14 protein-coding genes are annotated in these 12025 nt (G+C 68.4%); 12 read left to right on the forward strand and 2 right to left on the reverse strand.

What is annotated here, in order from left to right; translation table 11 throughout:
* Nucleotides 1-66: 66 nt before the first annotated feature.
* The 11 genes from ACIBTM_RS43625 to ACIBTM_RS43675 all read left to right on the forward strand — a co-directional run bounded on the left by ACIBTM_RS43625 (nucleotide 67) and on the right by ACIBTM_RS43675 (nucleotide 9178).
* Nucleotides 67-1341, forward strand: coding sequence for an NAD(P)/FAD-dependent oxidoreductase (locus ACIBTM_RS43625; protein ID WP_395882994.1), 1275 nt, complete (start codon nucleotides 67-69; stop codon nucleotides 1339-1341).
* Nucleotides 1342-1346: 5 nt separating this feature from the next.
* Complete coding sequence (locus ACIBTM_RS43630) at nucleotides 1347-2075, forward strand: DUF1365 domain-containing protein (protein ID WP_395883014.1); 729 nt, start codon at nucleotides 1347-1349, stop codon at nucleotides 2073-2075.
* A complete protein-coding gene (gene sigK / locus ACIBTM_RS43635) occupies nucleotides 2068-2676 on the forward strand; it encodes an ECF RNA polymerase sigma factor SigK (RefSeq protein WP_395882995.1) in 609 nt (202 codons plus the stop codon). The genes ACIBTM_RS43630 and sigK overlap by 8 nt, the downstream gene beginning before the upstream one ends.
* Nucleotides 2673-3443: an anti-sigma factor domain-containing protein gene (locus ACIBTM_RS43640; protein WP_395882996.1), complete on the forward strand. Its 771-nt coding sequence runs from the start codon at nucleotides 2673-2675 to the stop codon at nucleotides 3441-3443. The genes sigK and ACIBTM_RS43640 overlap by 4 nt, the downstream gene beginning before the upstream one ends.
* 261 nt (nucleotides 3444-3704) lie before the next feature.
* Nucleotides 3705-5027, forward strand: coding sequence for a cell division protein FtsZ (ftsZ, locus tag ACIBTM_RS43645; protein WP_395882997.1), 1323 nt, complete (start codon nucleotides 3705-3707; stop codon nucleotides 5025-5027).
* Between the two features lie 74 nt (nucleotides 5028-5101).
* Nucleotides 5102-5809: a peptidoglycan editing factor PgeF gene (pgeF, locus tag ACIBTM_RS43650; RefSeq protein ID WP_395882998.1), complete on the forward strand. Its 708-nt coding sequence runs from the start codon at nucleotides 5102-5104 to the stop codon at nucleotides 5807-5809.
* Nucleotides 5806-6537, forward strand: a complete 732-nt coding sequence (locus ACIBTM_RS43655; RefSeq protein ID WP_395882999.1) for a YggS family pyridoxal phosphate-dependent enzyme — start codon at nucleotides 5806-5808, stop codon at nucleotides 6535-6537. Before pgeF ends, ACIBTM_RS43655 begins: the two co-directional genes overlap by 4 nt.
* Nucleotides 6538-6619: 82 nt before the next feature.
* Complete coding sequence (locus tag ACIBTM_RS43660; protein WP_395883000.1) at nucleotides 6620-7219, forward strand: cell division protein SepF; 600 nt, start codon at nucleotides 6620-6622, stop codon at nucleotides 7217-7219.
* 114 nt (nucleotides 7220-7333) lie between these two features.
* A complete protein-coding gene (locus ACIBTM_RS43665; protein ID WP_005155180.1) occupies nucleotides 7334-7609 on the forward strand; it encodes a YggT family protein in 276 nt (91 codons plus the stop codon).
* Between the two features lie 54 nt (nucleotides 7610-7663).
* Nucleotides 7664-8524, forward strand: a complete 861-nt coding sequence (locus ACIBTM_RS43670) for a DivIVA domain-containing protein (protein ID WP_037344910.1) — start codon at nucleotides 7664-7666, stop codon at nucleotides 8522-8524.
* A gap of 93 nt (nucleotides 8525-8617) precedes the next feature.
* Nucleotides 8618-9178 (forward strand): hypothetical protein, encoded by a 561-nt coding sequence (locus ACIBTM_RS43675; RefSeq protein ID WP_395883001.1) that lies wholly within the window; start codon nucleotides 8618-8620, stop codon nucleotides 9176-9178.
* Here the strand turns inward: ACIBTM_RS43675 and ACIBTM_RS43680 are convergent.
* Together ACIBTM_RS43680 and ACIBTM_RS43685 are read right to left on the reverse strand one after the other, a co-directional pair.
* A complete protein-coding gene (locus tag ACIBTM_RS43680; RefSeq protein ID WP_395883002.1) occupies nucleotides 9175-10983 on the reverse strand; it encodes an FUSC family protein in 1809 nt (602 codons plus the stop codon). The genes ACIBTM_RS43675 and ACIBTM_RS43680 overlap by 4 nt on opposite strands.
* A gap of 97 nt (nucleotides 10984-11080) precedes the next feature.
* Entirely contained in the window at nucleotides 11081-11461 is a 381-nt protein-coding gene (locus ACIBTM_RS43685) for a MerR family transcriptional regulator (protein WP_395883003.1), read from the reverse strand.
* A gap of 43 nt (nucleotides 11462-11504) precedes the next feature.
* On the opposite strand from ACIBTM_RS43685, the gene ACIBTM_RS43690 reads away from it, so the two are divergent.
* Entirely contained in the window at nucleotides 11505-11834 is a 330-nt protein-coding gene (locus ACIBTM_RS43690) for a putative quinol monooxygenase (RefSeq protein ID WP_395883004.1), read from the forward strand.
* Nucleotides 11835-12025 lie beyond the last annotated feature (191 nt).

Here is a 12025-nt window from a genome sequence, read left to right on the forward strand (position 1 = left end):
CGGAAAGGGATGGGTCGGATGCCGAGCCGGTTCACGAGATCCAATCCTCGCCCGATCCGGCTCCGAATGCTCAATGTGCACACCAAGGGTCGACGCATCGGAGTCATCGGCAGCGGCGTGGCCGGTCTCACGGCCGCGTATCTGCTGCAACGCCGCTACGAAGTACTGCTGTTCGAAGCCGAAGACAGGCTGGGCGGGCATGCGCACACCCACGACGTCCCGAGCGCGCACGGCGGCACCGTCGGCGTCGACTCCGGCTTCATCGTGCACAACGAGCGTACTTACCCGAACCTGCTCCGTCTGTTCGCCGAACTGGGCGTCGCCACCCGCGACACCGAGATGTCGATGAGCATCCGCTGCGACGGCTGCGGGCTCCAGTACGCCGGCGCGAAGGGACTGAAGGGCCTGTTCGCGCAGCCGCGCAACATCGCACGGGGCCGTTACCTGCGGATGCTCGCCGACATCAAGCGCTTCCACTCGCACGCGAAGCGCGTCCTCGAAGCACCTGAGGCCGGGGACGTCACCCTCGGCGCGTTCCTCGCGATCGGCGGGTACACGAAGTACTTCGTCGACCACTTCATGCTCCCGGTCGTCTCGACCGTCTGGTCCGCCGACCGCACCGACACGCTCGAATACCCCGCGCGCTACCTGTTCGAGTTCCTCCGCAACCACGGGATGCTGTCGGTCGGCGGGTCGCCGCGGTGGCGGACCGTCGTCGGCGGCTCTCGCGAGTACGTCGAGCGGGCCGCCAAACAGCTGACCGCCGTGCACCTGTCGACTCCGGTCCGCTCGGTCAAGCGCACCGCGCGGGGAATCGAGGTCCGCGACGACGCCGACACGCGGCACCGGCTCGACAAGGTCGTCCTGGCCACGCACGCCGACCAGGCGCTGAAGCTGCTCGCGTCGCCGACCGCGGCCGAGCGCGACCTCCTCGGGAGGTTCCGGTACTCCAGCAACGAGGCGTGGCTGCACACCGACACCGGCGTGCTCCCGACAACGGAATCGGCGCGGGCGGGCTGGAACTACGCCACGCCGTACTGCGGTGCCCACCACGGCGCGGTCCAGGTCTCCTACGACATGAACCGCCTGATGCGGCTCGACGAGCCGACCGGCTACGTGGTCACGCTCAACCCTGGTGCCGCTGACCATGGCTCGGTGCTGGCGAAGATGACCTACGAACACCCCGTCTACACGCCGGAATCCGTGGCCGCCCAGCGTCGTCTGCCCGAACTGAACGACGGCACGGTCGCCTTCGCCGGCGCGTACCACGGCTGGGGATTCCACGAGGACGGCTGCGCGTCCGGTGTCCGCGCGGCCGAGAACTTCGGGGTGCGCTGGTGACCGTCATGGCCGTGCTCTACGACTCCACGGTGGCGCATGTCCGGCGCATCGATCCGCCGATCTCGTTCGCCCACCGGATCTACCTGTGGTTCGTCGACCTCGATGTGCCGCCGAAGCTGCCGTGGTGGCTTCGCCCCTTCGCCCGCTTCGACTCGCGAGACCACTTCGCGCCCGAAGACACCTCCAGCATCCGGTCCAAATTGGACCGCTGGCTCGCGGCGCGCGGCGTCGACCTCCGCGGCGGCCGGGTGCTGATGCTGGCAGGCGCGCGGATGCTCGGCCACAACTTCAACCCGATCACCCTGTACTGGTGCCACCGGCCCGACGGTGAACTCGAATGCGTCGTCGCCGAGGTCCACAACACCTATGGGGGCAGGCACGCGTACCTGCTTCGCCCCGACGAGGACGGGAACGCCTTCGCGGGCAAGGAGTTCTACGTCTCGCCGTTCCAGTCGATGGGCGGCGGGTACCGGATGGCGGTACCCAGACCGGAGTCGCTGCTTTCGGTCAAGATCGCCCTCCACCAGGACGGGAAGACGCCGCTGACCGCGTCGCTGCGCGGCGTGCGGCGCCCCGCCACCGCCAAGTGGCTGGCGCATATGCTGATCACCCGCCCGCTCATGCCGCACCGGGTATCCGCGCTCATTCGGCGGCACGGGGTCAGACTGTGGTTGAAGAAGGCACCGATGACCCAACGGACGCCGCAGACCGCCGGAGGCAGGCTTGATGGATGAATCGGCACGCCCGCGCCGGATGGCGCCCGTCCCCGGCGACGGCGAACCGGCCGGTCCGACGGCCGAGGATCTGCTCGTCCGGGTCGCGAAGGGTGACGAACGGGCCTTCGACGCCTTGTACGACCGGCTCGCCGGTCCGATCCTCGGCCTCGTGCGGCGGATCCTCCGTGACGCCGCGCAGTCCGAAGAGGTCACGCAGGAAGTCATGGTGGAGCTGTGGCGCACGGCCACGCGCTACTCCCCGGAGCGGGGGAGCGCGTTGAACTGGGCCATGACGCTCGCGCACCGCCGTGCCGTCGACCGTGTCCGCTCGGCACGCGCCAGTTCGGAACGCGAGGTCAAGGCGACCTTCGAGGCCGCCCGCGCGCGGCCCTTCGACGAGGTGGCCGAGGCCGTCGCGGCCCGCTGGGAGCGTTCGCAGGTACGCCGCTGCCTGACCACCCTCACCGAGCTGCAACGGGAATCCGTCCTGCTCGCCTACTACCAGGGCTATACCTATCGCGAGGTCTCGGAGGTGCTGCAAACGCCGCACGGGACCATCAAGACCCGTCTCCGGGACGGCCTGATCAGGCTCCGGGACTGTTTGGGGGTGACGGCATGACCATGCCCGAAATGCACACGCTCACCGGGGCCTACGCCGTCGACGCGCTGTCCGAAGTGGAGCGTGCCCAGTTCCAGCGGCACCTCGCCGAGTGCGCTTCGTGCGCGCAAGAGGTCCTCGAACTGCAGATGACCGCGACCCGGCTCGGCGCCGCGCTGGCCGAAGACCCGCCGCCCGAACTCAAGCGCCGCGTGCTCGCCGAGGCGATGGCGACCAGGCAGCAGCCGCCGAAGACACGCTTCGAGGCGGGGGAGCGCGTCAAGGACCGCCGTCGCGCCCCGCGCTGGGCGATCGCCGCGGTCGCGGCGGCCGTCGTCGGGCTGGCGGGCACCGCCGTGTTCGGCGGGATCGCCTACGACAACCACTCGCAGCTGACGGCCGCGCGGGAGCGGGCGGCGCAGTACGCGGACCGGTACGCCCCGGTCGCCGACGTCCTTTCGGCCGCCGACCTCCGGACCGGGCACGCCGAGACCTCGGCGGGCGGCGGTGGGACCGTGATGATGTCGCGCGCCAAGGACCGGCTCGTCTTCATGGCGGCGCGGCTGCCGGCGAACGAACCGGGCCGGACCTACCAGGCCTGGCTGATGTACCCGGATGCCGCGCCCAAACCCGCCGGGCTCATTTCCGGTGGTCAGGACGGTGCGCTGCTGGTCGCCGACGGGCTCGGCGGTGCCGAGAAGTTCGCGCTCAGCGTCGAACAGGCTGGCGGATCACCGACCGGATCGCCGTCGAAGGACGTCGTCATGGTCATGTCCATGCCCACCTGATGCCCACTCGATCTTCGCCTTTACCAGGCCGCCGTTCGGCGCCGCGACCGGGTCTCGCTCTTGCGCCCGCGAACATGTTGTGGCAAAACACCTTTGCGACACACGGCGTGGCTACTGGATTCGAGCCTGCCTGGTGCATACCGTCCTGCTTCAACGTCGGCAGTTGACATAACTCTCAATCTGAACTTCAGCTCGAGGGTTCGGCACAGGCTCAGCGACCGGCGCGCAGCACGGGCACACACGATCAGGAAGGCGGCCCCGATGACGCCCCCGCACAACTACCTTGCGGTGATCAAGGTCGTCGGTATCGGCGGCGGCGGCGTGAACGCCGTGAACCGCATGATCGAGGTCGGCCTCAAGGGTGTCGAGTTCATCGCGGTGAACACCGACGCGCAGGCACTGCTCATGTCCGACGCCGACGTCAAACTCGACATCGGCCGGGAACTGACCCGCGGCCTCGGTGCCGGCGCCGCCCCCGAGGTGGGGCAGAAGGCCGCCGAGGACCACCGCGAAGAGATCGAAGAGGTCATCAAGGGCGCCGACATGGTGTTCGTGACCGCGGGCGAGGGCGGTGGAACCGGCACCGGTGGCGCGCCGGTCGTCGCCCAGATCGCCCGCAAGCTCGGCGCGCTGACCATCGGCGTCGTCACCCGCCCGTTCACCTTCGAGGGCAAGCGCCGCAGCAAGCAGGCCGAAGAGGGCATCCAGCAGCTGCGCAACGAATGCGACACGCTCATCGTGATCCCGAACGACCGGCTGCTGCAGCTGGGCGACATCGGCGTCTCGCTGATGGACGCCTTCCGTTCGGCGGACGAGGTGCTGCTGTCCGGTGTCCAGGGCATCACCGATCTGATCACCACGCCGGGTCTGATCAACCTGGACTTCGCCGACGTCAAGAGCGTCATGTCCGGCGCGGGCTCCGCGCTGATGGGCATCGGCTCGGCGCGCGGCGAGGGCCGGGCGATCCAGGCGGCGGAGAAGGCGATCAACTCGCCGCTGCTGGAAGCGTCGATGGACGGGGCGCACGGCGCGCTGCTGTCGATCGCGGGCGGGTCGGACCTCGGCCTGTTCGAGATCAACGAAGCCGCGTCGCTGGTGCAGGAATCCGCGCATCCCGACGCCAACATCATCTTCGGGACGATCATCGACGACTCGCTCGGCGACGAGGTCCGGGTCACCGTGATCGCGGCCGGTTTCGACGCCGGCACCCCGACCCACAAGAAGCTCGACCCGCCTGCCTTCGGTTCCCGCACGAACTCGACGGCGTCCGCACAGGCCGGCCAGGTCAACGGCGGCGGGGCGACCCCGGTGCAGAGCCCGCCTTCGGGTGCCACGCCGGTGCCGTCGACCGGTTCGAACGGCTACCCGGTCGCACCGCCGCGCACGCACACGCCGATGCCGTCCGCCCGCAACGAGGGCAACGGCTCGCTGAGCGGCGGGCTCCCGCAGCCCGGCGGCGGTTCGCGCGGCTACTCGCCGATCGGGTCGAACTCGAACCACGGCAGCCTGCCCGGCCGCGCCACCCCGGTGCACGACGACCCGTCGGACGACGAGGTCGACGTGCCGCCGTTCATGCGGCGCTAGTTCGCCAGTACGTTCCGTGAAGGCCTCCTTGACTACAGTCGAGGGGGCCTTCACTCAGGTCTAGGAGGAAACGCGTGCGGGTACGGCGGGTCGTCACGACAAGGGCGGGCGGGGCTTCCCGCGCGCCTTACGACACCTTCAACCTCGGTGATCACGTCGGCGACGACGCGGGCGACGTCTACGCCAACCGCAAGCGCCTCGCCACCGAACTCGGCCTCACCGAGGACAGGCTGGCCTGGATGGAGCAGGTCCACGGCCGGACCGCGACCGTGGTCGACGGCTCGGAGACCTCCGCGGCCGAAGCGACCGACGCGCTCGTGACGGCCGAGCCCGGCCTCGCACTCGTGGTGCTCGTCGCCGACTGCGTACCTCTTCTGCTGGCCGACGCGGAAGCCGGTGTCGTCGCCGCCGTCCACGCCGGCCGCGTCGGCGCCAGGGTCGGCGTCGTCCCCGCCGCGGTCGAAGCGATGCGTTCGCTCGGCGCCGAACCGGCCAGGACCGAAGCGCTGCTCGGTCCCGCGATCTGCGGCGACTGCTACGAGGTCCCCGCCGACATGGCCGCCGACGTCGAAAAGCATGTGCCGGGCAGTGCCTGCAAAACCCGCAAGGGCACGCCGGGGCTCGACCTGCGGGCCGGTCTCTGGCGGCAACTGGCCGACCTCGGCGTCGGCAAGATCGGCGTCGATCCACGCTGTACCAACGAAGACAAGACCTTGTTCAGCTTCCGCCGCGACGGCACCACCGGCCGGATCGCCGGCATCACCTGGCTGGACGCGGCATGAGTGACGCCCGCAAGGGGGAACTCGCCGCGTCCCTTGCCGAAGTGGAAGAGCGGATCGGCGCCGCGTGCAAGGCCGCGGGCCGGGCACGCGACGAGGTCAAGCTGCTCGCGGTCACCAAGACCTTCCCGGCGCTCGACGCCGCGCTGCTCGCCGACCTCGGCGTGCTCGACCTCGCCGAGAACCGGGATCAGGAAGCGGGCGCGAAGGCCGAAGAGGTCGCCGCTCTGCGCCCGGACGCCCGGATCCGCTGGCATATGGTCGGCAGCCTGCAGCGGAACAAGGCCAAATCGGTCGTGCGCTGGGCCGACGAGGTCCAGTCCGTCGACTCCGAACGGCTGGCCGAGGCGCTCGCGAAGGCGACCAAGTCGGCGCTCGATTCCGGGCAACGCGATCACCCGTTGGACGTCCTCATTCAAGTAAGTCTCGATGACGATCCGAAGCGCGGGGGCATTCGGTTGAGCGACGTGAGCCATTTGGCGGAGCGGATAGCCCATGTGGGTGATATTCGCCTCCGGGGGCTTATGGCGGTCGCGCCGTTGGGTATTGATGCCGCGGAGGCGTTCGGGAAACTCGCTCGTGCGTCGGAGCGTCTACGGGAAGAACACCCAAATGCCCGTGAGATCTCCGCCGGAATGAGCAATGATCTCGAGCAGGCGATCGCGCACGGCTCGACCTGTGTGCGTGTCGGAACCGCGTTGCTCGGTGGACGCGGTTTAGCCTCGCCTTAGGGAATACCGTCTCGTCGTTACGGGGAGTGGCGGCGAGGGCGGGGGAGCACGGTGCGGGACGCGGCTAAGGCTAGGGAGAGGCATGAGCGCGCTGCAGAAGCTGAAGGCCTACTTCGGGATGGTGCCCGCGGACGAAGACGGCTATGACGTCGAGGATGACTACCGGCGAGGCTACGCCGACGACGAGTACGACTACGACGACGAGCCGCCGGCCCGGTCACGGGGTGGACGTTACCGGGACGTCGATGACACGTATGACGAGCCCGCGCCGCGGCCTCGGTCACGCTCCGTGGCCAGCCCGGAGCCGGCCGTCCACGGAGCGCTGGCGATCGACCGTCAGCCGGAGCCGGTCGCGCGGCTGCGGCCGGTCACCGAGCCGGTCCGTCCGGCGGTGCGTGACCCGTTGAGCCGGATCACGACGCTGCACCCGACGAGCTACGCGGAAGCGCGTGCGATCGGGGAGCACTACCGGGAGGGTATCCCGGTGATCATGAACCTCACGGAGATGGAGAACGCGGACGCGAAGCGTCTCGTCGACTTCGCCGCGGGGCTCGCGTTCGCGTTGCGCGGATCGATGGACAAGGTCACCAACAAGGTGTTCCTTCTCTCACCGCCCGATGTGGATGTCACCGCGGAAGACCGTCGGCGGATTGCCGAAGGCGGATTATTCCTGCGCGGCTGATCACCCGGTGACCGCTGAGCGCAGCCGGATGTGATTTTGTCGACTCATCGGCATCCGTGGCCCGTCAACTGCGTCTTTTGACGCGAGGCATGGCAGAGTGGTTACGTGAATGCTGTGTTGCTGGTCGTCTGGTACGTGCTGTTCGCCTTCTGGCTCCTGCTGACGGCACGGATCGTCGTCGAGCTCGTGCGTGCTTTCGCTCGCGAGTGGCGTCCTGCCGGAGGGGTTGCGGTAACGCTCGAGACCATCTACACAGTGACCGACCCACCGGTTCGTCTGTTCAGACGAATCATCCCGACCGTACGAATCGGCGGCGTCGGACTGGACTTATCGATTATGGTGCTGCTGTTGGTTGTGTTCTTCGCGATGCAGCTGGCAACGCCAGGGTGATTTTCGGGGAAGCCCCGGTGGACCTGCAGGCCATGGAGTGCGTGAGGTGATCTGATGTCGTTGACCCCCGCTGACGTGCATAACGTCGCGTTCAGCAAGCCGCCCATTGGCAAAAGGGGCTACAACGAGGACGAGGTGGACGCGTTCCTCGACCTGGTGGAGACCGAGCTTGCCCGGTTGATCGAGGACAACAACGAGCTGCGGCAGCAGGTCGAACAGCTCGACAACGAGCTCGAGACCACCCGTGGTGAGCTCGAGAACGCCAAGGCCGGTGCCGTCGGCCCACCGCCGCAGGTACGCGACGAGCCGTCGCGCCGCCTGGCGCCGGTGCCGCCGCCGCAGTCGGCGATGGAGCAGACCCAGGCCCACTCGATGGTGCCGGACAACGGGGAGCCCAACGTCCAGGCCGCGAAGGTGCTCGGGCTGGCACAGGAAATGGCCGACCGGCTCACCGCCGAGGCCAAGACCGAGTCGGACGGCATGCTCGCCGAAGCCCGGACCAAGTCCGAGCAGCTGTTGTCGGACGCGCGATCCAAGTCGGACTCGATGGTGAACGAGGCGCGTACGCGCGCCGAGACGATGCTGAACGACGCGCGAACCCGTGCCGAGACCTTGGAGCGCCAGGCGCGCGACAAGGCGACGACCATGGAGCGCGAGGCTCAGCGCAAGTACACCGAGACCATGAACAACATGAACGCGGAGAAGGGCTCGCTGGGCAAGAAGATCGAAGAGCTGCGCACGATCGAGCGGGAGTACCGCACGAGGCTGCGCGGATTCCTCGAGTCCCAGCTGCGTGAGCTCGACGACCGCGGTTCGGCCGCTCCCGCCTCGGCGTCCTCGTCGAACTCGGGACAGTCGTCGTCCTCCGGTAGCGGACAGGGCTACTCGTTCGGCCCCCGGGCCGAAGCGGGCTGATCTCCACCCGGTTTGTTTCTACACAGTGGAACGGCCTCGGCACTCTCCGGAGGGTCGAGGCCGTTTCGCTTTGCTCTCGTGTTGTAATTCACCGTGCTCTTCATCGTCCTGGTACTGGTACTGGCGGCTCTGGGGCTGCTCGTCGCGGCGCTCATCACCGCGAACTCCCTGTGGGCCTGGATCTCCATCGGCCTCTCCGTCGTCGCGGGGTTGCTGCTCCTCTTCGACCTGCTGCGCCGCCGGAAGAAGCGCGTGGCCGAGTCCCCCGCTGAAGAAGAAGCGGCGGAAGACCCGGCCGAAGACGACGAGCCCGCCGAGGGTGAGGAAAAGAAACCCGAGGATGTCGAGCAGACCGTCTTGATGCCCGCCGCGGGTGAGCTGGGCGACGCGGAAGACACTCCGGAGCCTCAGCAAAGCGGCGACCCCGGCGAGGAGAAGAGCGACCCCGAGGATGTGGCGGTCGTCTCGGAACTCGAGATCGAGGTCGTCGTCGTCGACGAGTACCCGCGCTATCACGTGACTTCGTGCGAGTGGCTCGAAACCCGGGACACCATCCCGCTCGGCATCGGTGAGGCGCGGCAGCTCGGGTTCACCCCGTGCGCGCTGTGCACACCCGACGCCGAGATCGCCGGGAAGCACCGCGAGAAGGCTTAAAGCTTCTGAGCGGCTTCGCCGACCGCTACGACGTCGGCGGCGATCGTGTCGAGCACCAGACGCTGTTCTTCGTCCGCGTCCCGTGGCACGGGGATCTCCGCGGCCTCTTCGGTGCCGAGCGTGCGTGCCGCCTCCTCCACGGCGTCCGCCGCTTCGGCCGATCCGGGCCGCAGCAAGAGCGAAGACGCCGTGACGGACAGGCCGCGCAAGGCTTCGGCGGCCTTCTCCAGCGCGTCCCCTTGCCCTGGCGCGGGTTCCTTGGTGCCCGGCTCCGCCGTGAGCAGACCGTGGTGGGCGATGGTGGCGGCACGGAACTCGCGGCCGAGCGTCCGCGGGTCGACGTCCTCGCCGCGTAGTTTCCGCGCCACCGAGCCGAGCAGCTCCCGGGTGGCGCCGACGGCGTTCTCGAACCGTTCCGCCGGGCCGGGTTTCGGCACCCCGGGGATCGCGGCGAAACCGAACAGCAGCGCGATGGCGCCGGCGAGGACCATCAGAAGCAGGTACTCGACGAGTACGTAACGCGGGTCGAGATGTCTGGTGGTCGCGTTCATGCCGACCGACATCAGGACCATGCAGCCGTTGAACACCGCCGGTCGCGTCTGCATGAACGAGAATCCGCCGAGGAGTGCGACGAGCCCGATCGGCAGCAGAAATCCTTGCGGCAGAAGCCAAAGAACGAGACCGAGCACGACGGCGCCGCCGAGTGAGCCGCCGATCCGCTGCCAGGCCTTGCCGAGGCTGTCCCGCCATTCCGGTTGCAGGATGGCGAAGGTGCCGAGCAGGAACGACACGGTGAGCGGGTCGCCGGGCCGGAAACTCGCGACCACCAGTGCCAGCCCGACGCCGAGCCCGCAGCGGAGCGCGTGCCGGAACTGCGCCGACTGCCACGAGAACGCGCCGCCCAGCTCGATCCGGCGCAGTTCTTTGCGGAGTCCTTTCGGAACGTCCACACGCGACTCGTCGCGTTCGGTCGCCGCGGTCCGGACGGTTTCGAGTGCTTCCCAGAGCGCGGTGACGAGCCTCGCCGTGGCGCCGGGCAGGCCGCCGGGTTCCTTGCGCCGCACCGGTTCGACGTCGTCCGGCGCTGTGGGGCTTCGGACGGCTTCGCCCAGCCTGGCGGCTTCTTCCTTGGCGGCGTCGAGCGTTTCGCCGATTTCTTCGCTGTTCAGCCGTTTCCGGCGGATCTCCAGCAATCCGGTGGCCGCGCGATACCGGAACAGGCCGCCGAGGACCCCGCCGGTCCAGCGACGGGGCCGGTCCGCGAGCCAAAGCCTCGCCGCACGCTCTTGAGTTTCGGAAGTACCCGTCGAGAGCGCGTCGGCCAGCGCGTCACGTGTCGGTTTGGCGGGATCTTTCGCGCCCATCAACACCCGCAACAGGATCACGGCCCCCGCCGCGAGCGCGGGCGCGCCCAGGATCTGCCCCGCCGACGCCGTCCCCGTCAGCTGGAAGCCGTACCCGAACAGCGACGCCATCCCGAGCCCCAGCCCGACCGTCACGAACCGCGGCCCGAGTACGGGCAGCAGTCCGGCGACCACCACGATCGCCACCAGCAGCCCGATCGCCGCCCACTGCGACACCGCGCCCAGCAACCGAGGCACCCCGACCGCGAGGATCAACGCGGGCGCGAACCAGGCCAGCAACCGCAGATCCGCCCACAGTGGCCCGCCGACCGCCGCGATGAGGCAGAAGAGCGCGGTGAGGGCGGCCAGAACGGCCGCGTTGCCCAGTCCCAGCAGGAACCCGAGCCCGCTGACGCCACCGAGGACGACCAGCAGGACGACGAGGAGTCCAGGCCCTTTCATCGGGCCCCGCAGATCGACATACCGTCAACCTAGAGGCGATGGCGGGGACGGCAACTCGGGCCACTGGGCGTGCTGTCGTCCATGGTGGTCGGCCGGCTTAGGCGTGGACGACTGCCCGGGTGGAGGCTTCGAGGATGTCGCCCAGAGCCGTGCGGGCTTGGGTGAGGTCCGCTATGCGGGAGTCCAGCTCGGCGTACTGGGTTCTGAGGTGGTCGAGAACGCAGGCCTGGAGCTGGGTCCCGTCGCCGACGAAGCAGGGCATGAGTTCGCGGATGACCTTGGTGGGGAGCCCGGCGGCGAGCAAGGTGCGGATACGTGCCACGGTAGCGGGGGCCTCGGGATCGTAATGGCGGTGGCCGCCTTCGCTGCGGTGGGAGGTGAGCAGCCCCTGGGCCTCGTAGTAGCGGAGGAGACGTACGGCCACGCCCGTCTCGCGGGACAGCTCCCCGATCTTCATGTGACCCACCTCATGCCGCACCGGCTTGAACCTGACACTGGTGTCACATCCTAACGTTGATCACATGACGACAGCATCGACCGCATCACAGCCCGTTTCGCTCTACGGATTCCTGACGCCCAGGCCCGGCCACGCCGACGAGCTCAGGAAGCTCCTGATGGACCTCGTCGAGCCGTCTCGAGGACACGACGGCAGCCTTCAGTACCACCTCCACGAGCAAGAAGACGGCCGATTCTTCCTCTATGAGGTCTGGCGTTCGCAGGAGGACCTCGATCGGCACAACACGACCCCACTGCTGCGCGCCTTCATGGATGAACTGCCCCAGCACATCGAAGGAGCGCCCGAGGCCTACTTCGGTGTTATGAGGAGTCCCTATCCGGCCATCGTGGCCTGACTGGGCCGAGGAAGGCTTCGTGGATGTCTTCCGCGAAGCCAGAACGCGATTTACCAGTCACGACCACGTATTTCTAAGGCTTCCGCCCGGTCTCTGTAGTCTGAATATGCTATAGCACAGGTGTTCGATCGGGGTGTAGCGTTGATTTTGTGTCCAGCGACGATGCCTCTCCGAAGACGTCCACCGAGTGG

The sequence above is a fragment of the Amycolatopsis sp. NPDC049868 genome (assembly GCF_044461365.1).
Lineage (GTDB): Bacteria > Actinomycetota > Actinomycetes > Mycobacteriales > Pseudonocardiaceae > Amycolatopsis.

What these genes read in the sequence shown, in the direction of transcription:
- ACIBTM_RS43625 (WP_395882994.1), top strand. Translation starts at nt 67, where the DNA reads ATGCTCAATGTGCACACCAAGGGTCGACGCATCGGAGTCATCGGCAGC.
- ACIBTM_RS43630 (WP_395883014.1), top strand. Translation starts at nt 1,347, where the DNA reads ATGGCCGTGCTCTACGACTCCACGGTGGCGCATGTCCGGCGCATCGAT.
- ACIBTM_RS43680 (WP_395883002.1), bottom strand. Translation starts at nt 10,983, where the DNA reads ATGAAAGGGCCTGGACTCCTCGTCGTCCTGCTGGTCGTCCTCGGTGGC.
- ACIBTM_RS43670 (WP_037344910.1), top strand. Translation starts at nt 7,664, where the DNA reads ATGTCGTTGACCCCCGCTGACGTGCATAACGTCGCGTTCAGCAAGCCG.
- ACIBTM_RS43690 (WP_395883004.1), top strand. Translation starts at nt 11,505, where the DNA reads ATGACGACAGCATCGACCGCATCACAGCCCGTTTCGCTCTACGGATTC.
- ACIBTM_RS43660 (WP_395883000.1), top strand. Translation starts at nt 6,620, where the DNA reads ATGAGCGCGCTGCAGAAGCTGAAGGCCTACTTCGGGATGGTGCCCGCG.
- ftsZ (WP_395882997.1), top strand. Translation starts at nt 3,705, where the DNA reads ATGACGCCCCCGCACAACTACCTTGCGGTGATCAAGGTCGTCGGTATC.
- sigK (WP_395882995.1), top strand. Translation starts at nt 2,068, where the DNA reads ATGGATGAATCGGCACGCCCGCGCCGGATGGCGCCCGTCCCCGGCGAC.
- ACIBTM_RS43655 (WP_395882999.1), top strand. Translation starts at nt 5,806, where the DNA reads ATGAGTGACGCCCGCAAGGGGGAACTCGCCGCGTCCCTTGCCGAAGTG.
- ACIBTM_RS43640 (WP_395882996.1), top strand. Translation starts at nt 2,673, where the DNA reads ATGACCATGCCCGAAATGCACACGCTCACCGGGGCCTACGCCGTCGAC.